The sequence below is a fragment of the Spirosoma panaciterrae DSM 21099 genome, assembly GCF_000374025.1.
In the GTDB taxonomy this organism is placed as follows: domain Bacteria; phylum Bacteroidota; class Bacteroidia; order Cytophagales; family Spirosomataceae; genus Spirosoma; species Spirosoma panaciterrae.
The window spans coordinates 73,415-98,754 of sequence record NZ_KB893176.1; the positions used below are offsets into that span (position 1 = coordinate 73,415).

At 49.5% G+C, this 25,340-nt stretch carries 21 protein-coding genes; 13 read left to right on the forward strand and 8 right to left on the reverse strand.

The features are described from left to right. Positions 1-74 precede the first annotated feature (74 nt). From B153_RS0107795 to B153_RS0107815, 5 genes are all read right to left on the reverse strand, one after another. Entirely contained in the window at positions 75-1,424 is a 1,350-nt protein-coding gene (locus tag B153_RS0107795) for a TolC family protein (RefSeq protein ID WP_020596136.1), read from the reverse strand. Next, positions 1,414-4,518: an efflux RND transporter permease subunit gene (locus tag B153_RS0107800; protein ID WP_020596137.1), complete on the reverse strand. Its 3,105-nt coding sequence runs from the start codon at positions 4,516-4,518 to the stop codon at positions 1,414-1,416. The genes B153_RS0107795 and B153_RS0107800 overlap by 11 nt, the downstream gene beginning before the upstream one ends. Positions 4,519-4,526: 8 nt before the next feature. Continuing rightward, a complete protein-coding gene (locus B153_RS0107805) occupies positions 4,527-5,561 on the reverse strand; it encodes an efflux RND transporter periplasmic adaptor subunit (RefSeq protein ID WP_020596138.1) in 1,035 nt (344 codons plus the stop codon). 146 nt (positions 5,562-5,707) lie between these two features. Further along, positions 5,708-5,881 (reverse strand): hypothetical protein, encoded by a 174-nt coding sequence (locus B153_RS37600; protein ID WP_157634607.1) that lies wholly within the window; start codon positions 5,879-5,881, stop codon positions 5,708-5,710. A gap of 12 nt (positions 5,882-5,893) precedes the next feature. After that, positions 5,894-6,457, reverse strand: a complete 564-nt coding sequence (locus B153_RS0107815; RefSeq protein WP_020596140.1) for a Crp/Fnr family transcriptional regulator — start codon at positions 6,455-6,457, stop codon at positions 5,894-5,896. A 153-nt stretch (positions 6,458-6,610) separates the two neighbouring features. Here B153_RS0107815 and B153_RS0107820 point away from each other — a divergent pair, with 153 nt between their 5' ends. Next, positions 6,611-7,606, forward strand: a complete 996-nt coding sequence (locus tag B153_RS0107820; protein ID WP_020596141.1) for an alpha/beta hydrolase — start codon at positions 6,611-6,613, stop codon at positions 7,604-7,606. Positions 7,607-7,828: 222 nt separating this feature from the next. Here B153_RS0107820 and B153_RS38795 read toward each other — a convergent pair whose 3' ends face one another. Next, complete coding sequence (locus B153_RS38795; RefSeq protein ID WP_342664795.1) at positions 7,829-8,191, reverse strand: sensor histidine kinase; 363 nt, start codon at positions 8,189-8,191, stop codon at positions 7,829-7,831. A gap of 503 nt (positions 8,192-8,694) precedes the next feature. On the opposite strand from B153_RS38795, the gene B153_RS0107835 reads away from it, so the two are divergent. The 12 genes from B153_RS0107835 to B153_RS0107890 all read left to right on the forward strand — a co-directional run bounded on the left by B153_RS0107835 (position 8,695) and on the right by B153_RS0107890 (position 22,222). Continuing rightward, positions 8,695-9,432: a LytR/AlgR family response regulator transcription factor gene (locus tag B153_RS0107835; protein WP_020596142.1), complete on the forward strand. Its 738-nt coding sequence runs from the start codon at positions 8,695-8,697 to the stop codon at positions 9,430-9,432. A 187-nt stretch (positions 9,433-9,619) separates the two neighbouring features. Next, complete coding sequence (locus B153_RS0107840; RefSeq protein WP_245564849.1) at positions 9,620-10,225, forward strand: nuclear transport factor 2 family protein; 606 nt, start codon at positions 9,620-9,622, stop codon at positions 10,223-10,225. Between the two features lie 60 nt (positions 10,226-10,285). After that, a complete protein-coding gene (locus tag B153_RS0107845) occupies positions 10,286-11,338 on the forward strand; it encodes a proline iminopeptidase-family hydrolase (RefSeq protein WP_020596144.1) in 1,053 nt (350 codons plus the stop codon). 69 nt (positions 11,339-11,407) lie between these two features. Then, positions 11,408-11,764, forward strand: coding sequence for a hypothetical protein (locus B153_RS37605; protein ID WP_051097236.1), 357 nt, complete (start codon positions 11,408-11,410; stop codon positions 11,762-11,764). After that, the gene (locus tag B153_RS34815) at positions 11,739-12,890 is read left to right on the forward strand and encodes an amidohydrolase family protein (RefSeq protein ID WP_051097238.1); all 1,152 of its coding nucleotides are present in this window, start codon (positions 11,739-11,741) and stop codon (positions 12,888-12,890) included. Before B153_RS37605 ends, B153_RS34815 begins: the two co-directional genes overlap by 26 nt. Before the next feature lie 87 nt (positions 12,891-12,977). Beyond that, complete coding sequence (locus B153_RS0107855; RefSeq protein WP_020596145.1) at positions 12,978-13,472, forward strand: RidA family protein; 495 nt, start codon at positions 12,978-12,980, stop codon at positions 13,470-13,472. A 108-nt stretch (positions 13,473-13,580) separates the two neighbouring features. Next, a complete protein-coding gene (locus tag B153_RS0107860; RefSeq protein ID WP_020596146.1) occupies positions 13,581-14,825 on the forward strand; it encodes an acetyltransferase domain-containing protein in 1,245 nt (414 codons plus the stop codon). A gap of 166 nt (positions 14,826-14,991) precedes the next feature. Beyond that, positions 14,992-15,897 carry an amidohydrolase family protein gene (locus B153_RS36545; RefSeq protein ID WP_020596147.1) on the forward strand — a complete coding sequence of 302 codons (906 nt, stop codon included), beginning with the start codon at positions 14,992-14,994 and terminating at the stop codon, positions 15,895-15,897. A gap of 253 nt (positions 15,898-16,150) precedes the next feature. After that, entirely contained in the window at positions 16,151-17,446 is a 1,296-nt protein-coding gene (locus tag B153_RS0107870; RefSeq protein WP_020596148.1) for an agmatine deiminase family protein, read from the forward strand. A gap of 81 nt (positions 17,447-17,527) precedes the next feature. Next, the gene (locus B153_RS0107875; protein ID WP_245564850.1) at positions 17,528-18,208 is read left to right on the forward strand and encodes a GNAT family N-acetyltransferase; all 681 of its coding nucleotides are present in this window, start codon (positions 17,528-17,530) and stop codon (positions 18,206-18,208) included. Between the two features lie 83 nt (positions 18,209-18,291). Further along, positions 18,292-18,696: a hypothetical protein gene (locus B153_RS0107880; protein WP_020596150.1), complete on the forward strand. Its 405-nt coding sequence runs from the start codon at positions 18,292-18,294 to the stop codon at positions 18,694-18,696. Between the two features lie 259 nt (positions 18,697-18,955). Then, on the forward strand, positions 18,956-22,222 hold the full coding sequence (locus tag B153_RS0107890) for a histidine kinase dimerization/phosphoacceptor domain -containing protein (protein WP_020596153.1): 3,267 nt from the start codon (positions 18,956-18,958) through the stop codon (positions 22,220-22,222). A 596-nt stretch (positions 22,223-22,818) separates the two neighbouring features. Here B153_RS0107890 and B153_RS0107895 read toward each other — a convergent pair. Further along, positions 22,819-23,943, reverse strand: a complete 1,125-nt coding sequence (locus tag B153_RS0107895; RefSeq protein ID WP_020596154.1) for a catalase family protein — start codon at positions 23,941-23,943, stop codon at positions 22,819-22,821. 24 nt (positions 23,944-23,967) lie between these two features. Then, positions 23,968-25,323: a Dyp-type peroxidase gene (locus B153_RS0107900; protein WP_020596155.1), complete on the reverse strand. Its 1,356-nt coding sequence runs from the start codon at positions 25,321-25,323 to the stop codon at positions 23,968-23,970. Positions 25,324-25,340: the final 17 nt, after the last annotated feature.

A 25,340-nucleotide genomic window follows, 5' to 3' on the forward strand; every position in this document is an offset into this window, starting at 1 on the left:
GTACTCGAATCGACACCAAAAAGGCTACTTGTAGGCAACATTTTACCCAAGTTTTGCCGTCGGCCGCTTAGCGCCTACATATTCCCCGTCAGGATTTTAACGTCTAGGATCGCGAGTTGGTAATTCAACTGAGCGGATAGTAGGTCAACCTGGGCTTTAGCCAGATTCGACTGGGCGGTCAGCAGATCGGTTTTCAGGTTCAGCCCGGCCGCCTGCCGATCCTGTTGCACTTTTAGTTCTTCGCCCCGATACCGGGCCGCTTTCTGCGCTACATCGATCAGCGCCTTTGCCTGACTGATCTTCCGATACGCCTTTTCCAGATCACTGCTCACCTGTTCCTGCGTGTTCAGCAGATTTTCCTGTGCCTGCTGCCGAATCAGATTACGCTGGGCCATCACCTGCTTGTTGGCGACCAGGTCCTGCAAATTCCATTTCAGATTTACGCCCACAAATGGGTTGTTGACCGGAAAAATCAGGTTGCCTTTCTGGTACGTGTAACCTGCCAGCACACCCAGATCGGGCCGATAACTTTGCTGAGCGGCTTTAATACCCAGTTGTGCCTTTTGCTGATTCAGCGATGCAAGCTGTATGTCTACGTTGTTCCGTAAGGCCGATAGCTCCACCGAATCCAGCGCAGGTACAGCGGCTGGTGTTAACTCAACCCCCGCCAGCACCAGCGAATCGGCTTTGATACCCGTCAGGCGTTTCAGGTCGGTTTCGTAATCGTCGCGCTGAATGGCCAGTTTGAGCAAATTCTGTTCTTCATCGGCCATGTTAGCCTGTAATCCAGCTTTGCTCACGTCGATGGTTTTTCCCGACTGTAAGGCACTTTCTACGTCGTACAGCTTCAGTTTAGCTACGTCGAGTTTGGTCGTTGCCTCAATCTGTTGCTGCTGGTTGATCAGTAGGCCATAATACAACCGCTCAACGGCCTGCCGGATTTGCAGAGCGACTTTACGCTGCTCCTGCTCCGACACCTGAATATCGGTCTGGTCGATAGCCAGCCCCGTTTTTACTTTGCCCAACTGCGTAATTGGCTGGTAGGCCGTGATGCCCGCATTGAACGTATGGTGCTGCCCCAAGGCAAAGGTTTTGGTCTCGTTGGGGAGCGGCACCTGGGTGGTCTGACTCAGCGGAAGTACCCCAAACGAGCCCTGGTCAATTACCAGCGAACCGATATTGGCATTGTACTGGTAGGTGGAGTTGAGCGATACCGAAGGGTATTTCTTTACGTCGTCCTCTTTCAGTTTGGCCTGTTTTTCGGCTACCTGAAGCTTACGAATGGCCAGGCCCCGGTTGTTTTGCAGGGCCAGATCAATCGCCCGTTGCAGGCTGACTGACTCCGGTTGCTGGGCACGGACCAGATTCGCCGTCAGCATCCCCACGATACTGAGGCTGATATATACTTTCGACTTAAACTTCATGGTGAATGGGTTGATTTTGAACGGCAAGGATGTCTTTTTTATCGGCAGGTCTGATCCAGGAAATGTAGAGAACCGGCACCGTAAGCAGGGCCATTACCATCGACCAGAGTACCCCCACAGCAATCACACTAGCCAGCGGACTCCACATGGGCGACCCCGACAGAATCATCGGCAACACGCCAATGGCTGCGGCCGATGCTGTCAGGAAGATAGGCCGCAACCGACGTTTGCCCGATTCGATAGCCGCCGTCCGAATATCCATGCCGTGATGCATCAGTTCGTTGGTATGATCGACCAGAATAATTGCGTTGCGGACCACAATCCCCGACAAACTCACCAGACCGACAAAGGCTGTAAACCCAAAGTTGTTGCCCGTGATGTAAAGCCCAAACAAGGCTCCGAACAGACTCAGCGGAATGGTCAGCATCACAATGGCCGCTTCTTTCAGGTTGCGGAACTGGAACAACAGGATGAAAAAGATCAGCACCAGACTGATAACCAGCACCGTAATCATCTGACTAAATGTTTCCTGTTTGTTGGCAAATTCACCCCCGTATTCGATCCGGTAACCGGCGGGTAGTTGAAGCGTGTCGATAGCGGGCCGGATGGTTTTCAGCAATTCGGCTGGCAGTACCCCATGACTGGTTTCGCTCTGCACGGTCAGAGTACGAACCCCGTTACGATGCATGATGCGGCCGGTTTGCCATTTCGGTACCAGATCGGCAATCTGCCGGAGCGGCACCCGCCCATTCGTGATCGGCGACGACAGGTAGGTATTGCCCAGATCGTCGGTGGTTTCGCGGTTTTGTTTGTCCAGCCGGAATACCACGTCGATACCGTTATTGCCCTCATAAAGCGTAGTGATCGGTGCCCCGCTGAAACCTGTGTAAATCATCTGCGAAATGCTTGAGGTTGTAAACCCGAGTCGATTGGCTTCGTCTTTCAACTGGATACTGATGCCGTAATAATCTTCCTGAAAATCATTCCGAACCAGGGCGCTACCGGGCGCTTTTTTGACGATAGCTTCGACTTCCTGCCCGATGCTTTTCAGGCGATTGATGTCATCACCGATGATGCGTACCTCAACCGGGGCTTTCAGCGGCTGGCCCTGTTGCAGCAACTTGATCTGCGGGCGTCCTTCGGGAATGATCGACCCTACCTTTTCCTGCAATTCGTCCGACAAGGTTTCGGTCGTGTGCTCGTCGGTGGTATTGACCAGAATCTGAGCGTAGTTGCTGACGGGTACTTCGGGCGAAAAGTTGTAGTAGAAACGCGGGGCGCTGGTTCCGACAAAAGTGGCGAACGAGGTCACACGCTTATCCTGCTGAACCAGTTTCTCGACCTTTTTGATAGCTGCTTCGGTTTTGTCCAGACTGGTGCTGGTTGGCATCCAGAGTTCAACCACAAACTGGTTGCGCTCAGCAGCCGGAAAGAATTTCTGACGAACGCCATTCGTGTAGAGCAGCCCCGCAAACACGATGGTAATTAAGCTCAGCCCTATGGTCAGTTTGGGGTGGCGAATGGCCCAGTCCAGCGACGCGTTGTAGCCGTTCTGCATCCGGTCGAGTAGAGAAGTTTTCTTCTTTCCTGCCTCGGCATTGGGATCGTGTAACCCTTTCTTGATGAACACATAACACAACAACGGCGTGAGCACCATCGCGACGATAAACGACGAGGCCAGGGCAATCGCAACGGTCCAGGGCAGGGCGTTGATAAACTCCCCGACCGAACCCGTCAGCAGGATCATCGGCATAAATGAAGCAATGATCGTTACGGTAGCCGCCAGTACAGGCACCACCAGATCGCTCGCACTTCGCCAGGCAGCCGTCCATCGGTCGATACCCGCATCCAGCAGTTCGACGTAGTTGTCGGCAATCACAATCGCATCGTCAACGACCATCCCCAATACCACAATCAGAGCGGCCAGTGATACCTGATGGAGTTCAATGCCAAAGGCATGCATGAGCGCGAAAGTCACCGCCACCGTTACAGGAATAGCCATAGCCGCCACCGAAGCAATCCGGAAAGGCAACAGCAATACCACCACAATGACCACTGAGAAAATAGCCAGAAAGAACTCATCAATGAAGTGCGACACGTTGTTATCAACTACCTGCGGCTGATTGACAATGGTCGTCAGTTTTACATCGGCCGGAAACAGTTTTCTGGTTTCGGCAATCTTCGTATCGACGGATTTTCCGAAATCGACAATGTTGTTGCCTTCATGCATCTGCACGGTCAGGATCAGCGCCTTATGGCCGTTTACGGTAATCTTGCTGGTTGGCTCAGCGTAGTCACGTTGAATGGTGGCAATGTCGCCCAGCCGCACAAGTGCCCCTGATTTCGAAGCGCCGACAATCTGGTTGGCGATCTCATTTTCTTTCGTGTAATACCCACTGGTGTAGAGCGGGGCTTTCTGGGTTTCGGTGTCGATGGAGCCCGTAGCCCCAATGGTATTCTGCGACTGCAACAGTTTTACGACCTGCTGAATATCAACACCATACTGGGCCAGTTTTTCGGAGTTAGACGACACCAGAATCTGTTCCTGCTGATCGCCAACCCGTTTGATTTTCGACACGGCGGGTATGGTCCGCAGGTTGTCTTCGAGTTTCTGAGCGTATTGTTTCAACTGCGCAAAACTGGCCTGATCGCTTTCAATCCCAATCACCAGGGCTTCGGTATCGCCAAAATCAGAGTTGACAATCGGCCCCCGAACGCCCTGCGGCAATTCCAGGCTTTTCACCACCAGCAACTGGTGACGCAATTTGCTCCAGAATACATCCGGATTTTTGACTTTCTCGCCTAGTTCGACGTTTACCACCACCGCACCATCGCGAGTAGTCGAGTAGGTTTTGTCCTTGCGAACTTCCTCAAACTGAAACAGATACTGCTCCAGCTTTTTGGTAACCTGATCTTCCACCTGGGCGGAGTTGGCACCGGGGTAAAAGGCCAGCACCAGCCCCTGACGAACCGTAATCTTCGGGTCTTCGCGACGGGGCATGGTCAGGAGCGAGTATACACCTATCGCAAAAACCAACAACAACACCGACAGGGTAACCTGTCTATATTTCAAAGAAGCTTGAACAAAATTCATGACGTTGGTTAATTAGAAAGGCTGACAGACGAACCATCGGTGAGTTTTTGCTGACCACCCGTTACCACCATTTCCTGCGGAGACAGTCCGGCAGTTACTTCAATCTTATTGTCTACCAACTGCCCCACACTAACATTCCGACGGAAGGCTTTCCGCTGTCCCTTATCGACTACGTACACATAACTCTGATTGTCCGTATCGTGCAGGATAGCTTCGGCAGGCAACAACAAACGATCGACAGGCTGATTAGATGTCAGCGTAATTTCGGCAATCATGCCCGGCCGGATCAGCCCTGTCGGATTGGGCAGCTCGATCTTTACCGTAAATGCCCGCGAGGTCACATCGGCCACCGAACCCACTTCCTTAACCTTTCCGGTGAACGTCTGCCCTACCGACGATACCAGCACCCGGGCCGACTGCCCAATTTTGATGGTATGCAGTTCGCTTTCGGGTATATAGGCATTCACGTTGACCTTACTGATGTCCGACACCACAAACAGGGGCGTACCGACACCCGTAATTTCCCCGACTTCAGCCATTTTTTTCAGCATGACCCCGCTGATGGGTGCGTAGAGTTTCGTGTCCGATACATTCTTGGTCTGTAGTTTTTGCTGCACTTTTGCCTGTTGCAGCCCAAAGTTCACTTTTGCAAAATCGGCATCGCTCAGGCTGTTGCGGTCGTGCATGATTTTCAGGCGGTTATACTCGTCGCTTACCTGGGCCACCTGTACATCCGATAATTCTTTGGCAATCCCATAATTGGTCGGATCGAGGCTGGCCAGTAACTGACCTTTTCGGACAGGCTGCCCTTCGTCGGCCGCGATAAAGTTCAATTTTCCGGCCACCATAAATCCGAGCCTTACGGTGCGGCTCCCCTCAATATTACCACTGATGGATGTGGTGCGATTAATCGGCTGTTTAGACACCTGCTCGGCAACAACAGGAATAGCCGATTCTTTTGTATCAGCCATCTTTTCCTTTGGCTGGCAACCACTTAGCAGAGCGGTAGCGACCAGCGCGATGTAGGGTTTACTGCTTTTCATAGCAATTGATTAGTGAATAATGATGATGCAAAATTGACGGATGGAAAGTTGCTTTCTTTTCATCTATCTTAAAAAATCAAGGTGTGGGGTATCTTTCTTTATTCCTATAAATTAAACCTAGGCCAGACGAATAGGCAGAGCGCTACTCAGCCCTGATCTACAGACCAGTACCTGACCAGGCAGGGAATTTTCAGAAACGGTTCGGGTGCTGTCTGCTGAACGACCTGTTTTTCGGGGTCGTTCAGCAGACCAAAGTGACCTGAGCGAGCCTGCTTCGGACAATGCCCGCTCATCACTCTTAAAATCAGAAAACTAACCAAAAGGTAAGAATGTTATCGCTGCGCGCGTATTACGCTAAGCGTTTGTTGGGTAATACCCAGATAAGACGCGATATGCCCTAGGGGAGCCTGTTGCAGAATGGATGGATACTGAGCCAGCAAGGTATTATACCGCTCCTGCGCCGACTGAAATTGCAGGGCGCTCAAACGGTCTGAAAAGGTCTTTAAGGTCTCGATCAGTACCGTACGCATAAGCTTTTCCAGATTGTGGTGCTGGTCGATGATCTTTTCGAGATCGGTATAATTAATGGACCTGACCACTGATTTTTCGAGCAATTCAAGCCCATAGGGTGAAGGACGGCCATAGAAAACGGTTTCGATACCCACCGAGAACGAATTCATCAGAAAAAAGTGGTGGGTAATATCCTTGCCGTCGTGTCGGATGTAATAGGTTCTGGCAAGGCCCTTTTCAAAGAAATAAACTTTCTGCGATGTGTTGTCGGGTAGCAGGAGCTTATGCCGCTTGGGGAATACGTCCCGCGCAAAGGCACCATCCAGTTCATGTTCCAGTTCGGGAGAGATGTCGACAAGCTGTTTAAGGTACGCAGTCAGTTCCATGCCGGTTCGTTTACAGCCGAAAAATAGGGGTTTCGACGCCATCAACCAACCCAGCCCCCTGAACTCTGGCCTATAAAAGCTGGTTGCCGGAAATGAACATTATACCTGCGAACAAATAACCTTTGTCTCTATACGCCAAAAAATACAGATGCCATGACCCAAATCTTCTGGAAACGATTCATTTGCTTAGGTGTTATGCTCGGATCGCTGGCTTCTTCGGCCTGGGGGCAACTGGGCCCAATGGGGGGGCGTGATACCTCATTCACCGTACGAAAATCCTATCTTCAGGAAAAGAAATATCACCCCGAAATCACGCTGGCCGATTCGGCTTTGCCAACGGGCGTGCGTGTCCGTCGAAACATTATTTACAGTACACCCGTTGCGGGTCGGAACTTGTTGCTGGATGTTTACGCCCCTACTACCCATGCCGGAAAGCCGCTGTCCGCCATTCTGATGGTGCATGGGGGCGGCTGGCGTTCAGGCGATCGTTCGCACAACAACACCCTGGCCGGACAATTAGCGGCTAAAGGATTTGTCGCTATTCCGGTAGAGTACCGTCTGTCGACCGAAGCCCTGTATCCAGCCGCTGTGCATGATTTGAAAGCCGCTATCCGCTGGATGCGGGCCAATGCGCGTGCGTACAACATCGATCCGAAACACATGGCCATACTGGGTTTTTCGGCGGGTGGGCAACTGGCGGCTCTGATTGGCAGTACGAACGGTAAGGTTGCCTTTGAAGGCTCGGGTGGTCATGCGAACGAGTCGAGCGATGTACAGGCCATTGTCGATATTGATGGCGTGCTGGCGTTTATCCATCCTGAATCGGGCGAAGGCGATGATTCCAGGTCGACCTCGGCGGCCACCTACTGGTTCGGGTATGGAAAGGCACAGAAACCGGAGTTATGGTACGAAGCCTCCGCCCTTACGCACATCGATGCCCATACACCTCCAATTCTCTTTCTGAACAGTTCTGTAGAACGTATGCACGGCGGCCGCGACGACCTGATTGCCAAACTAAAGCCATTCGGTACGTATTCAGAAGTGCATACGTTTGAAGGAGCCCCGCATACGTTCATGTTTTTCAATCCGTGGTTTACGCCCACACTGACCTACATAACCGATTTTCTGCACAAGGTCTGGCAATTTTGAGTCGCTGACTGGCAATTTTCATTTTTAATTGTCGCTACCGTTGCGCGCTTATGGTCGCAAGTCGATTCATTTCATGATCGAAGCTATGGTAGTCAATGTATTGTTAATTCTCGACCAGCCAGTTAAAAAGCCGTCGAAGTTAATGAGCGTTTAGTGATGCATTCCCGCTTCGAGGTTCTACGCATGAACGAGGAATGTAAAGGCAAACCCTGTTTTTAGTTCTTAGGACATAGGTCGCATGGAAAGAGGAAGTTGAACCACAACCGTTGCTCCCTGCCCTTCCTGACTTTTTACACTTAGCTGGCCGCCATGTGACTTGGTGATAATATCATAGCTTAAACTCAAACCCAAGCCCGTGCCCTCTCCACTAGGTTTAGTTGTAAAAAAGGGCTGAAATATCTTGTCTTTCACGGAACCTGGAATCCCCATTCCGTTGTCCTGGACTCGAATTTCGACCGCACTGTCCAACCGATGGGTACTCACCCGAACGGTGGGCCCATACGCCTGGTCAGTATTGGCCTGCGTTAGTCGCTGTTGAACGGCATAAAAGCCATTATTGTACAGGTTAAGTAAGACCCGGCCTATGGGGCTATATCTACTGGGCCCAAAGCAGAATCAAACTCGGTCACCAGTTCACAGTGGAACAACTTGGCCTTCGCTCGGTAGCCCTGATAAGCGATTTTGAGATATTCATCGGCTAAGGCATTCAAATCGGTGGGGCGTTTCTCCCCCGGGCTGGTACGAGAATGTTCGAGCATGCCTTTAACGATGGCTGAAGCCCGACTACCATGGTGAGTGATCTTCAATAGATTTTGGCGGAGGTCATACAACATAATTTTTTTAATATCTGTCCAACGCCATCTGTAGCATACAGGGTCTTTTTGATAGATTTACTGATGTCATAAATCCTTCTTTTTCGAACGGCTTCGCTTAATTAAGTCATTGGTTTTCATAACTATAAAATTTAAGTTTACTTCGTAGCGTAATTACCGTGTTGATTACACGGCCAGTGCTACCCAGGATACGCGGTACGAGTTCAACCTTCGGGACGCGCGGAATGATTTCTTGACGAATGATCAACCAATAGCATGGACACCCCGTTGAAGTTGCTCGTCGTGGAGGACGACATGATTATTGCCGCCACCATTGCCCTGCAACTCAGCAAACTCGGCTATGAGGTGAGCGGGATTGTACCTCGGGGCGAAGAAGCCATCCTACACGCTGAAACCAACCGACCTGACCTGATTCTGCTCGATATCAGTCTTAAAGGCGCACTCGACGGTATCGACACGGCCCATGCGATCCACCAGCAGTGGAACATCCCGATTATTTACGTCACGGCCAATACCGACGAAGCTACCTTTAACCGGGCAAAAAAAACGCGCCCCTACGCCTTCATCTCCAAGCCGATCCGGGCAATTGAGCTACAACGAGCTATCGAGCTGGCCATCAGCCGCCTGGCCGACGAGCCGCCTACCTCTGCCCACCCTGTCTCTGATGCGCCCTTTGTACTCAGTGACCGGATTTTTGTGCGGCACCGCGAAAAGATCGTTAAGATTTTCATTGCCGATATTCTCTACGTGGAAGCCGACCGCAACTACTGTCACCTGTACACGGCCAACAAAGAATACCTGCTAACAACGACCCTGAAGGTGATGGAAGACAAACTCCCGGTGGCGTATTTTGTGCGGGTGCATCGCTCCTATCTGGCCAATCTGACGCAGGTCGATGAGGTGGGAGACGGGCATATCGGGATCAAGGGGAAAACGATTCCGCTCAGCCACCTCCTGCGCGAGGCACTACTGAAACGAATCCAGACCATTTGAGGCCGCCGGGCAAAACCAGCATTACCGTTCACACATCCGGTAAGAAAATACCCCCTTTCGGACAGTAAACAGGGGCATTCGTCCGGGCGAACTTGGTTAGGGAATACGCTGGCGATAGTTTAGATCCGTTGATCGTCAAGACTCGCTGCCGGGTTGATTTCGTTCATCGGCGATAACATGCATAGCTATGCGTTGGCTTCTGGCGTTGGCTAAACCCGTTTTTCAGTCAATACAAATCCCCCAGACTAAACAAATGAAAACTCAGCCTGCTTCTCCCAGCCTGTCCATTTTTGCCGCCCTACTCCTGTTTGCCGCCGGTTGCAGTTCACCCGCCAAAGAAACGCCTACCCAGACGACCGATGCGTCGACCATGACAACCGAACACAAGCAAGCGATTGAACAGGAAATTTCTTCCCTTGTGAAAGAGTTCTTCCAACAGGTCCCAAAACTGGACATTGAAGCGTGCATGACCTACTTTGAAAATACGCCTGATTTTCAGGCCGTCAATCCTGATGGCACCTTCGGCGATTACAACGCCCTAAAAAAATTGAACGCAGACGGGTTTAGTCAGATGAAGACGTTGAGCGTCGTACCAAATAAGGAAGCGATTCGGGTTTTGACTGACTCGCTGGTGCTTTATACGTTCTCGATGGAACAGAATGCCACCCTCAAAACCGGCCAGAAATTAAAGTTTGAGCACGTAGCGGGAACAATGCTCTTCAACAAAATCAACGGCGCGTGGAAAGCGACGTTTTACCAGGAGTCTGCATCGGCACCGGTAGCCGTCAAGTAGCAAAGGCGGAGCGTCTATACAACCTGAATCCCCGCAGCCTTTTTTCTAGTCGATAGATCCATGAAAATCAACCAATTTCTACCTTCGCTGTTACCGACCACTTTTGCTGTTTTGCTCATTGGCCTGACCGTTGCAGGCTGTGACCCAAAACCAAACGCCAACAAGGCTAATGCACTCCAAACCTACTTTGCCCCCGCCGATACGGGTATGCAAAACGGGGGCGTAAAAATAATCCCGATCAAGACTCCGAAGGGCACATTCAACGTGTGGACGAAGCGGATTGGCAACAACCCAACCGTCAAGGTTTTGATTCTGCATGGCGGTCCCGGTGCAGGTCATGAGGCCTACGAGGTGTTCGAGAGTTTTCTGCCTAAAGAAGGCATCGAGTTCATTTATTACGACCAACTCGGCGCGGGTAACAGCGACCGCCCAACCGACAAGAGCTTGTGGTTGCTGCCCCGTTTTGTTGACGAACTGGAGCAGGTTCGGGTCGCTTTAGGGCTAAATAAAGACAATTTCTACCTCTATGGCCATTCGTGGGGCGGCATTCTGGGCATAGAGTACGCACTCAAATACGGGCAAAACGTCAAGGGCTTACTTATCTCAAACATGATGAGCAGTGCGCCAGCCTATAGCCGCTACGCCAACGAGGTACTGGCCAACCAAATGGACCCCAAAGTACTGGCCGAGATCAAAGCCCTCGAAGCCAAAGGCGACTTCGCCGACCCGCACTATATGGAACTGTTGCTGCCCAATTATTACGAAAAACACATCTGCCGTATACCAGCTTCGCAATGGCCCGAACCGCTGAACCGGGGGTTTGCTAAAATCAATCAGGAGCAGTACGTGACCATGCAGGGGCCAAGCGAGTTTGGCATGGCGGGCAATGCCAATCTGAAAGACTGGGATCGTAGCAAAGACCTGCCCAAAATTACCGTGCCGACGTTGGTTATCGGGGCCACCCACGACACGATGGATCCCAAACACATGGAGTGGATGGCCGGACAAGTGAAAAACGGCACGTTTCTACTATGCGCCAACGGTAGCCATTTCGCGATGTATGACGATCAGCAAACGTATTTCACCGGTCTGATCGCTTTTTTGGCGAAATGATACAGGTTTCCCGGTATGCCTATCTGGGGCAGACGAGCGAATTAGTACAAAACAGTCACAAACATGTCTATGTATCGGCAGTTGCGAGGATGGGCCATCGGGTTCACGCTGGCGTTCGGAACGGTTTATTCCGTACTGGGGCAGGCAGGCCCGGAATACGATCTGGTGGTGGCTGGTGGCCGGGTTATTGACCCGGAAACCAAACTGGACACCATTAAAAACGTGGGCATCATCGGCAACCGGATTGCCCAAATCAGTTCGGCAGCTCTGCGTGGCAGGCAAGTCATAAACGCCAGCGGGCTGGTGGTATCGCCGGGTTTTATTGACCCGCATATTCACGGCATCAGCAACAAGGAGCAGGAATACCAACTGCACGACGGCCTTAGAGCTGGAAGTGGGTGTGCCGTTTCTGGACGAGTGGTATAAGACCCGCCAGGGAAAGGCCCTAATCAACTATGGGTCCAGTGCCAACTGGGGCTTTGCCCGGATGCAGGCGTTACCCGGCTACGCCAACGAAGCCGCCGAACTGAAGCAGGCGGTAGCGAATGAGACTTTCAATGCCGACATGGGCATGAGCGCGGTGGGCGGTTCGTTTACCAAAGGAATCGACGCAGCCCAAACCCAAACCATGCTGGCCAACATCCGAGCCGACCTCGCAGCCGGGGGCATTGGCATTGGTCTATACATTGGGTACGTGCCGGGGGCCAAACCCGAAGAGGTCTTTCGGGTCTATCAACTGGCGGGCGAGATGCAGGCCACTATTTTCAATCACGTCCGCGATCCCAATCTTGTGTATATTCAACAGGCTATCTCAGATGCTATGCTGACCAACGCGCCGATGCACCTGGTGCATATCTCCAGTATGATGCTGTCGCAGATTGAGGTGGGTATCGAAATGGTGCAGACGGCCCAAAAAAGAGGATTTCCCATTACCGCCGAAATCTACCCCTACACCGCCGGTTCTACGGGGCTGTTTACCAATATGTTTGCCGATGGCTGGCAAGAACGGCTGGGCATCGACTACAAAGACCTGCAATGGGCAGCAACCGGCGAACGGCTCACCAAAGAAACCTTCGACACGTACCGAAAAACGAAGGGAGTCGTCATTTTCCACGCGATGAAACCCGACTGGGTAGCCGCCGGTATCCGGGCGAAGGGCATACTGATTGGCTCCGACGGCAGGCCGTATGCCCCGTTGGCGCACCCCCGCACGGCCGGTACGTTTGCGCGGGTGCTGAGCAAATACGTGCGCGAAGACAAGGTGCTGGACTTGCCTGCTGCCATCGAAAAAATGACCTTGCTGACGGCCAAAATGCTCGAAACCGTAGCCCCCGCCATGCGTTTCAAAGGCCGGATTCAGGTCGGGGCCGATGCCGATATTACTATTTTCAACCCCAACACCGTACTTGATAAAGCCACGTTTGACGAAAGTTTAAAATTCTCCCAGGGCATCGAGTATGTGCTGATTGGCGGGGTGCTGGTGTTGAAAAACGGCCAGACTGTTCCCGGCGTTTTCCCTGGCCAGGCGGTGTATGGAAAGTATAAAAAATAATATTTCTCTGGATATCAACCACTTAACCCGACTCCAATCTACTATAAAACCTATCTCCTTACAACCTTTTCTCTAGTCGATAGACCCATGAAAACCAACCAATTTATTTCCGCTTTTGCAGTCCTGCTCCTGTTTGCCGTCGGTTGCAATACCGCTCCCCAAAAAGCAGATGAGAAACGAGCGGCTCAATCCGATGCACCGGAGTACTTTATGTTACGGCCCGAACTCGAAAAAGCCTATGGCTATTCCCATGCCGTTCGGATTGGCAATGAACTGAAAATATCGGGTGCGGTCAGTATGGACGCGAAAGGAAACCTGACGGCGAAAGGTGATCTGGGACAACAAATGAAAAATTGCTACGCCGATCTGGACAAAATTCTGAAGCACTATGGCTACACCTGGGACGACGTAGTGGTGGAGAATATTCTGACCACGAACATGCCCGAATTTGTGAACCAGTCGGCTTACCGAAATACGATCTACAAAAAGCAATTTCCGACCGGGTCGTGGTTTGGCGTAAAGGAATTAGCCTTGCCCGGTCAGTTGATTGAGATTGAGTTAGAAGCCTATAAAGTGCGCTAATTCAGTTAAGTGGATTCGATGATGAGGCTCATCGTTTTTGACAGATTCCTGTCTGAGGTTATCCAAACTATCCAGAACACATAAACGAGTGTTAGCCGCTATACCGAAATGACTTTTCCTCTCACCCATAAATCTGTAACCGCAGGCTCCCTCAATCCAGCGCCTTCAGTAATCAAAAACCGTATCGAGTCCATCGACGTGCTGCGGGGTCTGATTATGATCATTATGGCGCTGGACCATACGCGCGATTTCTTTCACGCCCAGGCTTATACCGACGACCCGCTCAATCTCGATACCACCACGCCGGTCCTGTTCGCCACCCGCTGGATTACTCATTTCTGCGCCCCTACGTTTGCCTTGCTATCCGGTACATCCATCTACCTGCAGGGTTTACGAAAATCGCCCAGTGAGTTGAGTCTATTTCTGCTGAAACGGGGTCTATGGCTTATTGTCGCCGAAGTACTCCTGATTGCGCCAGCAGATACGTTTACCCTGTTTAATCCCATCACGCTGGTCGTTTTCTGGTCGCTGGGTATCAGCATGGTGTTCATGGCCGGGCTAACGTGGCTGCCGTTCCGGGCCATACTGATCCTTGGTTTAGCGATCGTTTTAGGCCATAATCTGCTGGATGCGGTGGAACAGGCACCGGGATTTACATCGGGTTTCTGGTGGGCGCTGTTTCATGGCGGCAATCATCGTGTGTTTGACTACGCGCCTGGTCGGGTCATTGTGGTACTGTACCCGTTTCTTCCCTGGTTGGGGTTAATGATGCTGGGCTACTGCCTGGGCCGGTTGTTTGCCCCAGCGGTTTCGGCCACGAAGCGTCAACAGGGACTGTTTTATCTCAGTGCCGGAGCCATTGGGTTATTTGTGGGGCTGCGTTTGCTGAATGGATACGGCGACCCCTTCCCCTGGAGCGTCCAGAAAGATGGGCTCACAACGTTGTTCTCGTTCCTGAAAGTGCATAAATACCCCCCATCACTGCTGTATATGTGTATTACGGTAGGGCCGGGACTGCTGGGGCTGGCGTTGCTGGAGAATGTTCACAATCGCGTTACGGCTGTACTGCGCACCTACGGACGAACGGCCTTTTTTTATTACACCATCCATTTTTATGTCCTGCATACCCTACGCATGATTGTTTTTTTTGCCGCTGGTCACACCCTGACGGAGGCCGATAAATCGCTACAAACCATACCGATGCGGTTTGTACTACCCGGTAATGGAGGCTACAATCTTGGGGTGGTTTACCTGATCTGGATAGCCGTTGTCGCATCGTTGTATCCCCTGTGTCGCTGGTATGATGCCTACAAGACAAGGCATAAAGAGCAGTGGTGGCTGAGCTATCTGTGATCTATCAATTCGGGATGAAACAACGGGAATTCAGCGTTAAATCCGAACCCGTATGATCCTTACTTTCCCGATTCCGGATGATATAAATCGGCGATATGTACAGAAGGTAAGATTAGCTTCATGGAGCAGTTTGACCGAGACTTAAAAGGACAATAGAAAAGGCATCATGACAAAAACTGCAATACTATTTACGACTTTATTTCTATCGTTTTTGTACGGAAAATCCCAAACGAAAGTCATTGACATGCACATTCATTCTTACACAAGCAGTGACTTTGGCAAACAGGAACAGGCTACTGATTTTTATGGAAATAAAGGCTCTCTAAATGCAGATATACACCGAAAAGAAACGTTTGCTGCATTTAGAAAAAATAGAATTGTCAAGGCTGTCGTAAGCGGTAATCCTGAAAGTGTAGAAAATTGGAGCAAAAGCGACAGTAACAATATTGTTATCAAAGGAATCTTGATGTATTCGGCAGATGATTATGGCATGGACAGTGTTAAGTTTGAACAAATGGTCAAGGAGAAAAAAATTGAAATATTTGGAGAAATAGCACCTTACTACGCAGGCAAAACCCTAAATGACTCCAGTTGGCAACCTTATCTACGCATTTGTGAAAAATATGATATACCCGTAGCCATACACAGTGCAGGTGGTGACCCTGGTGGTACCTATTCATGGTCACCTAAGGCACGACTTTCTATAAGCGATCCTTTTTTGATAGAAGATGTGTTGGTTAACTATCCTAAACTCAGAATTTATCTCATGCACTCAGGCGAAAGCTATTATGAAAACGCACTCAGGTTGATGGCCTATTATCCTCAGCTTTATTCAGATTTGGGTGTGTTGTTATGGGTGGAGCCAATGGATCAGCGTTATGCCAGATTGTTTTTAAAGGCGGCTAAGGATTCAGGCTATTTACACAAAGTTATGTTTGGTTCAGACCAAATGACGTGGCCGTATGCCATCGAAAAGTCAATTAAGTTTTTAAATAGCCTGACATTTCTTACTAAGCAGGACAAGGAAGATATACTGTATAATAATGCAGCTAAGTTTTTAAAGCTAAAATGATAACTGTGAAGCTGTTTAAACTTTCATAAATAGGTGGTAATAAGTGTTTTTTGTCATCCCTCGTTCCTCGGGATAACAAAAAACACCTAGTTCTTCTTGAAAAATAAAAGTTTAAACAGATTCTGTATTTAAGAAAATAGTGAACCACTCGCGCGTCCCTGTTTTGTGCTAAAAACCCCACCTGTGGTAATTGCAGGCCGACACACACCACAGACAATTTGAAAAATAAAACGATTAAAAACAGATAACTAACATGAGGCAGTTACTTTTCATAATTGGCATTTTTGCAATGTTATCTTGTAATCAAAAAGACGACAAATTTTATATGCCTGCAGAATGGGAACAACAGGATGCAGTTTGGCTTGGTTGGCAAGCAGATAGTACACTTGGCTTTTACCCAGTAGTTGTTGAAATAATAAAAACACTTACACCCCACGTAACAGTAAAAATTGCTTTCGATAACGACAGTTTAATGCAAACTGCAAAGAGTTATTTAACTCAGCAAAAAGTAGACACAAAAAATATCAAATTTTATTTAATGCCAGGTGACCGACATTGGATCAGAGATAATGGTGCAGCATTTTTGGTAAATAACAAAGGACAATTAGGAGTAGCCGATTTTGGTTGGAATCATTACGGATTTCCTCAATTTTTGAAAGAAAAATACAATAACAATCAAGATAGTGCAAATAAATACCTCAACAAAAGATTGTCTTCTATAAATAAATCAGGAACAGTTGATAGTTTAATGGCTGTTGCAGAAGGTGCAAAAATTCTCACGACCAACGTTGTGACCGAAGGCGGAAATATAGAAGTCAATGGGAAGGGAACACTTATTGTTTGCGAAGCAGCTATGAAAAATCGCAACCCCGATTTAAACAAAGAATTTATGGAAAGCGAACTCAAAAATGTTTTGGGCGTATCAAAAGTTATTTGGCTCAAACGAGGACTTGCAGAAGACCCCAATGGCTTTTATAGACGCATAACGGAAAATTATGTTGGAGGTGGTGTGCAACATTCTGATGAATTTGTTCGATTTTCAAATGCAAATACAATTTTGTTGGCTTGGGTAGATGAATCCGAAAAAGACTTAAACCCAATTAATAAAATGAATTATGAAAGGCTTAATGAAAGCTATCAACTATTAAAAAATGCGACAGACCAAGACGGCAAACCATTTACTATTATAAAAGTTCCATTACCTGATTTAACGACAAAAAAAATCATAGCTACAAAGGGATATTCCAAAGAACCGTCTCTTAATATTCCTGCCAATCGATTTTATATTTCAGAAGCCCCTTCAGTTGGAGATAGTTTACTTCGAGTACCTGCTTCAAGTTATATGAATTACCTGGTAACAAATGGACTTGTACTTGTATCAAGTTATGTTGCGGTAGGTTCCTCAAAAGAAAAAGAAGACCGAGTTTGTAAAATTTTAAAAACGCAGTTTCCGAACAGAAAAATTGTGTTTATAAATGCTATGCCTCAAAATTGGGACGGTGGAGGTATTCACTGCTCGACACAACAACAGCCAAGCAAAAGACCTTAAAATTTACAACTGATTCGACAAAAGCAACAGCCACCAACAGGGTTTTTTCAATAGCGGGGCTGACGAACATAGGCTCAACTTTTGTTTTCCAATGGCTCCGGCCACCCGATTGACTTTTGTGCAAGGGTTGGGCTGACGGAATTCTTTTGCCCCACCATCGCAAAGCCCCAAACCGTTAGCGGCAAGGCTACCACAGAAAGTAAACCACCAAAACCAAGTCAGGAAATGAACAAAAGTGAAAAAATACAAACAAGAACGGTTGTCATTCCTGACGACTTAGAAGCCATTAAACAATTATGGTTTGATTATCTAGTTTGGGGTAACGACAAAATGCAGGAACTGTATGGCGTCCATCCCCATAATCCCAAAGAAACTGTAGAACAGGACATCCAACAGATTGGCAAGTTTCAACCCCCTTACGGACAGCTAATCCTGGCTAGTTATGAAGGTAAAGTATGCGGACTTGGAAGTCTAAAACGTATCAACTCCGATATCGGTGAACTAAAACGAATGTTTGTTGATCCAGCGAGCAGACGAATTGGGGCTGGACGAGCTATCCTCGAAGGACTTCTACTTGAAGCGAAAAAAGTCGGTTACAAAAAAGTTCGGCTCGACAGTCCGAAGTTTATGGAAGCCGCTCATACCTTATACAGACGTGTTGGATTTCGTGCTATTGACGCATATCCAGAAATGGAAATCCCCGCAGAATTTAAAGACTATTTGTTGTTTATGGAATTGGATTTAACCGACGACACTACCTAAATCCGAACGGATAAGCACAAATAAGCCCAGCCTATGGTGCTGGTGAATCGATCTTAAAACAGTCAAACTAACCAATCAAATTCATGAAACAACTCCTGATTACCCTATCTGCGCTTTGGCTGCTGGTTAGCCTCAGCACGTCGGCCTCTGCACAGGCTCAGCAAACGTCAACGACTCAACTCAAAAGTATCCACCTGTTCGATATGCCAGCCGGTGTAACGGAGGCCCAACTGTCGGCGGTGATTGGTGAGTTGAACACGGTTATTAAACGACTAGGCTACAGCAACGCCGGATACACACTCTACAAAGTAGCCGGAGAAGGAGCCGACAAATACCGCTACTACTTCGAGGGTAATTGGCCCAATACCGAAGCATATCAAAAAATCCACGACGACAAATCGTTTCAGGAAGCAGACAAAAAATTGGGTACGGTGTACGAGAAAATAAAAGCCGTTGAACTCTACCGTCGCTTAGTGAGGGTACCCTAATCGCCTAAACCAAAACCATGAAAACCACCCCATTTACGCTACTCCTGGCCGTTGTTGCCAGTACGTCTGTCTGTGTTACCGGTTGCAACTCCCCCGCCCAAAAGGCAGAAGCGACCATCGAGCGGCTGGCAACGTAGTGAGTGCCGACAAATACATGGGCATTTTTGAAAAACGCGACGGAAAATTTATCTGCATCCGCGATATTAACAACGAGGATCAGAAAGACAAGTGAAGTAGGTAGGGCTAACAACTGGTCAACATGAATGGATACGTTGTTTTTGGGTGGCTTCTCCTGCTATTGTGCCTGTCCGCACCAGACGGACAGGCACAATCCACGCTGCTTTACTTCGACGAACCCCCTAAAGAAACGCTGGGCCGCAATCGCAATCAATTAACCATCAATCGATTCTTTACCGACCGCGACGATTTTCTCTGGTTCGTCACCGGCAGTGGGCTGAGCAGGTACGACGGCCATGAGATCGTAACGGTGCGCTTTGATCCGGCGGATTTGAACTCCCTCTCCTCGGCGCGGGTGGCAGATATGATTCAGGATGAGCGAGGTACCTTCTGGATAACCACCCGCGACGGAGGCCTGAATGCCTACAATCAGCGAACGGGCAACGTGGCCCATTTTCGACACCTGCCCACCAACAAAACCAGTTTATCGTCGGATAAGCTTCGGTTTCTTCAACGCGATGAATCCGGTTATCTCTGGATCGGTAGCGATTATGGCATGAATCGGTTCGACCCCAAAACCGGCCGTACTATCCGTTTTTTGCCCAAACCAGGCGAGTCAGGGCAGTTGCAGGGTAACCCGCTGTCGCCTATTCTGATTGAATCGGCGGGCCATTCCAGGCCGGGCCACGCTAGGCCAGGCTATATTTACGTTTACACAACGGCGGGATTCGAGCAGTTTGACCGAACCCGTAACCGTTGGCGGTGCTTTCCGACGGTAACTAAATCCGGGGTACCCGTCATCAACGCTACCGATGGTCTCAATGTGATTAACGGCCTCTGTCAAGATCGTCGGGGCCTGATCTGGATGGGCGTTCCGAACCAAACCGGGCTGCGGGTTTTTAACCCTGAAACAGGAGAAATCAATTGGTTCGACAGGCGAACAGCCGATGGCAAACCCATTCCGTTTCCAAACGTGATTCTGGAAGATCGGGCAGGGCGGCTTTGGCTTTGCTGTGAGAACGACATCTTCCGCATTTCAGCTGACCGGACCGTCGTGGAGCAATGCACAGCCGTAGCCATCAGCAACGGGGAACAACTCAAGGAATTTGTAACGCTGTATGAAGATCGACAGGGGTTAATCTGGCTGGAGCGGGCGAGCGACAAAAATCCGCTTTTTTTCGACCCCCGACAGGAACGCCACCCCAACATCCCCCTGCCAAAATTTACGAACACCGCCGGTGCGGCTCCGGCCCGGCCTGGATTGGCACGGCCCGTGGCGGAATTCCTCATGCCCGACCCGGAAGGCTTCATCTGGATCAGTACTGATCTGGGACTAATTCGTTATAATCCGTCTCGGAATGAAATGAAAATTGTACTGAAACAGCTCTTCACCTATTTCACCTGCCCGCTGCCAGGTTCGAACGGGGCCAGTTACGATCCATATCTGCTGGTTGGTGCGGAAGCTGGCGTGTTCATTTACAACAAAAAAACGAGCCATCTCACGCCCGTCCATTTAGATAAGACCGGGCGTAATACGATCCCGAATGCCATCGCTTCAGCCCTTGACAAGGATGGCGACCTCTGGATTTCAACCTGGGGGAAGGGGCTTTTCCACATTCCAAAGGGAAGCCTATCGGTCGAAACCGGGCTGGTGAGTACCTTTGAACAGTGGAAAAACGATCCCAACAATGCCAACAGTCTATTATCAAATACGCTGCAAAAGATTGCGGTCGATGCCCAGAATACGGTGTGGGTGTGTGGAGCCGCTCACGGCCTTAGTCGGGTAAACAAACGAACCCGACACGTGCAGCGGTTTGTACTCCGGCAAGGCGACCCCTGTGGACTGGCCAGCAACTATACCTATGCGCCCCTGATTGATAAACAGGGTGATGTGTGGGTAACAAGTGGGTATGCGGCTCCCTTACAGAAGCTGTCGGTCAAAACGGGGCGATTCAAAAAATATGATCTCACCAATGGGTTTACGGATGATTATTTTGCCCACGCTACCCTCGACGGAACCGGCAAAATCTGGTTCAACCAGCATCAGGTGGTATCCTGTCTCGACCCCCTAACGGAGCGTGTAACCACGTTTCCGCAGTTTGTCGGCAACTCGGTGTACTCTACGCCCATTACAACACTGGCGACTACCGGCGAGATATATTTCGGTTGCCAGAACAACTTACGGCGGTTCGGACCAACCGATACCATCCACCACATTCCGAAAGCCTCATCACCGCTGCGGTTGGTGGGCGTTTCCTGCTTCGATACCGACGGAACGCAAACCATGCGCCCCCTGCCCCCGGATCGCTGGCGATCCCATGAGCTGACCTTGTCGCACCAGGAAAACACCCTAGAACTAAAATTTGCGCTACTGGATTACCGCAACACCGGCAGTCGTGCCTATGCCTATTCCCTGGCCGGACCGAATGACGAGCCCCAATGGGTAAGCATAGGCCCCAAAAACACCGTCGATTTTGCCCAGATGAAGCCGGGAACGTACCTGTTCCACCTGAAAGCCCGGAATAGCGACGGAATTTGGACCAATCTGGCGCCCCTCCGCCTACACATCAGCCCACCCTGGTGGCAAAGCGGTTGGGCCTATGCAGCTTATGCGCTGGGGCTGCTCCTCGGCTTTTGGTACTTATTGACGGTCCGTCTGCGTGAACAAGCCCGCGAGCTGGCCCTACAGGAAGCCCTAGTCATTAAACAACAGCGCGACGAGATTGCTCAGAAAAACGCCCAGAACGAACTCCTGCTGAAAGAGATTCATCACCGGGTCAAGAATAATCTGTCCGTGGTGTCGGGGTTGCTGGCCTTGCAATCGGCTAAAGTCACCGACCCTAACGTACTGGAAGCCATACAGGCCAGTCAGAACCGGGTACAGAGTATGGGCATCATTCACCAGAAACTCTACCAGGGCAAACAGTTAGGGGCTATTGAAATGCGTGATTATTTTAACAATCTGGGCGAAAGCATTCTCGATTCGTTCGATGCGGCTGGGCGTATCACCATTGATTGTTCAATGCCCGAGCTAGTACTGGATATTGACACGGCAGTTTCGATAGGACTACTAACGAATGAGTTAATCACGAATTCGCTTAAATATGCATTTGTCGGCAAGGACAATGGCACTATTCGCATCAGCCTGATGCGGATGGAAGACGATTCGTTGCTGTTGATGGTAGCCGACAATGGGATCGGTAAACAGCCTGTGGAAGCCGTCAATGAAACGGGCTTCGGCACCCAGTTAGTGGAGTTGCTTACCCGCCAGCTTGAAGGCACGCTCACCTACGAAAACCAGAATGGGACGTTGGTCAAACTCCGCTTCAACCGGCCAATTATTACCTAAGTCCAGGCAAAATCAGAACCCTGTATTTGACCGTTTGCTTAGCTGGCAACCAATTTCCGGCTTTTGGCAGGGTCGTTTTTGTTATGTGAGAACCTGTTGATTACCGTACCGTTTCGTCTCCGCTTTCGACCACGAAAAGTGTTCATTCAAGAAGCAGGTAAAGGAACGCCCTCTGTCTCATTTGGGAGCGTATTTTGAGACCCAGCATTTGGACGATACACTGGGAAAAGGTCAATTTGAGTACCGATAATCACTTGGGGCGTAGTCCTCTTGTTTTTGAAAAATCGACTAAACTGGGATAAATATGCAAATCCTAAAGCGTAAGCGCTTTCACTTACGGATTTATCTGTATTCCAACATGATATTTTCGGTGAAATTGACTACCGTACGAGCAGCCCCGTCTATTTTTCTTGTTTATCAGCCAGCTGCATTCTTTTTCCCTATGATATGGAGGTGATCAATTGAAAACGGATTGGGTAGTCTATGGCAGCGCAATCTCAACCCAGATGATAAGCACTCCGCTACAACGGCATACGCTTGTATACAGTCGTACAAAACGCATCTGAAAATTGCCCAAAACTCGTTCTACAAAAGGCTCATGAACCAAATAGATCTTGTAACGTTTTAGGTTCCTGCCGCTGGGCATTATTCAACTGGTGGCGCAGAGTAGAGGATTTTCGGTAAGCTTCCTTGCGGGTCAGCTGCAAATTGCCCATCGGTCGGTTTGCTTCCAGACAGCGGAAAGGCGTAAATGAGAGGTGTTCCATGATCGGAAAATTGTCTTCGCCCGAAACATCCTGCTGGGGAATCCGCAGTTTGGCAACCGTCACAAAGGGCGATAAGGATTCGGGCCATTCGGTGGTTAGTTCTTCAATGGGCATTCGTTTCAGGTCTTTGCAGAGTTGAATTTGAATCTCAAACTCGTAAGCATGTTCCTTCAATTCGGCCACCAGTGCCGGACGAAACACCTGCCCGGCCGCTTTCACATCAATCTCGCGCCGGGTGACCTGATCGGCATACTGTTTGACGGGCGTAGCGCGCAACTTGGCCACATAGTCTCCATGACGAACAGCCCCCATCGTGTAAAAGCTGTGCAGCAGACAGTTTTCGGGTTTAATCTTTTTAAACGACGAAAATGCCCGAAATTCGTTCCACGAGTCTTTGTTCGGAAAGAACGTACCAATACCCGTTAGCCAGTCGTAGGCAAATTTGAGTCGCCCCAAAGCACCTTTGGCAAAGTAGTCGTTCACCTTCAGAAACAATTTGTCGATGTACTGATAGTGCTCGGCGGAATTGCAGAAGAAAATGGGCCAGTTAATCAGGTTATAATCGAAATTACCGCAGTCGGCCTCTTCCTCCAGCATCACCTTGCCCTGAATACCCATGATCTTGATGGCCAGCCCCATCGCCAGCCCGCTGTTCTGGTCAGTGGTGACGCGGGCCGAGCCGTTGGAAAACCGAACGACGGCTTCGTACCGACCCGGCTGGGCATATAGTCCCTGCGCCAGTTCGGCAGGCAGGTCGTTTAGAATCTCGAACTCGGCCCGAACGGCGGCATAGCCTTTGGCGTGGGCATCGCGGGTGTGGTAATTAACCCCGCTGATGTTGGGCGAGTTGGTGATGTACTGCTGAATATCGTCGGTAATCCGGCGTACTTTCTGGTCAAAATCAGCCTCGATTCGCTCCAGATTCGGCGCGAATTTTACGTAAGTAGTTGCCATAAAAATTGTTGTTAGCTATGCGTTTTACAGTTCGCTAATCCATCTCAAGGCGGACAGACTCGGAATAAAGCAATATTCGCCCCCTTTTACGATGTTGAAGGTTTGTAAACCACGGTACCGTTTTACCAGCGGGTCGGCCGGCATGGTAAACAGTCCTTCGCTATCCTGAACCCCAATCATCGGGTCTTTTTCGGTGCCTAAATTTTGGGAATTACCATCATTCGCCCACTGTTTTTGCAAAAATTCCAGCGTACCCATCGCGTTCGCACTGATGCCCATAAAATATTGGCCCCGCTCTTTACCGTCGTCTTTCGTTACGTCCGGTGGAACGATATCGCCAAACGTCACACTTCGGCGGATGATTCGGTGCAGTCGTTCATCTTCCAGCACAAAGGTTTTCGAATCCCGGGGATTCATTCGTCGAATGTGTGAGCTAAACGGACATTTTTTGCCGAATTCATCATTTTTAAAGGAAAAAGCATTGTTTTTGTGGGGATCGTCACCCAGTTCTTTGTCATCTTTATCGGGCGACAAAACCAACGGTGCCCCACTTCGCCAACGCCCGACCATTTTTGCCGCCAATAATTCACCTTCCTGCGGATTTCTTGAATTTTCCTGAATGTATTTATTGAAATCGGCTACCTGACTCTGGTATTTTCTAAAAATCAGGAAGGAGCCATTTTTGCCTAAAATATCAGGCTGCGGATAAGGCTTGGTAATATCGCCTTCGCCGGGGTAACCCAGCACAAATTCGCCGGTCTTTAACGGACGGTCAAAACCCGGTGGCGTATCAATGCCGCTGCCTTCTATCTCCGGATTACTAATCCCATCGCGGAAACCAAAGACATTTTTGACTTCTTCGGTTGCCCCAAAATCGTGGCTTTTCAGCAGTTTCAGCCCCTTATTGTTGCTAAATTTGGCTCTAAATTCCTGGAGTTTAGTTTTCCAGTGTTCTTCACTGTTGGCAATCACGGCAGCGGCAATATGAATAGTGGCGTTCTTGAAATCTTTTTCCCAGTATTTAGGATCATTGACCCCCACATCGTTTAAAAAGGGGGCTCTTTTGGCCATACCTTCCCTGAACGCTTCCGGAAACGAATCCAGTGAATCTTTAGGTAGGCCAATTTTTTCCAGCCCTTTATAGGTAAAGGTTAATGTAACTGAGGCCCCTTCATTTTTGTGCCAGTCCTTTGCAGACGTTATGATTGGAAGCAGTTCTTTCAGGATGAGTTTGGCCTGAGTGGCATCATTAATTTCAAAAACCGCCACCGTTCCATAATACGGAACAGGGCGACTTCTGAGAATCAGGGCTTGAATATCATCCAACGCAATCGTTACGTTATTCGGATTGAAAATCCGTTTTAAAAAGTCAAGAGCCATCTTCTAGTCAGCTTATT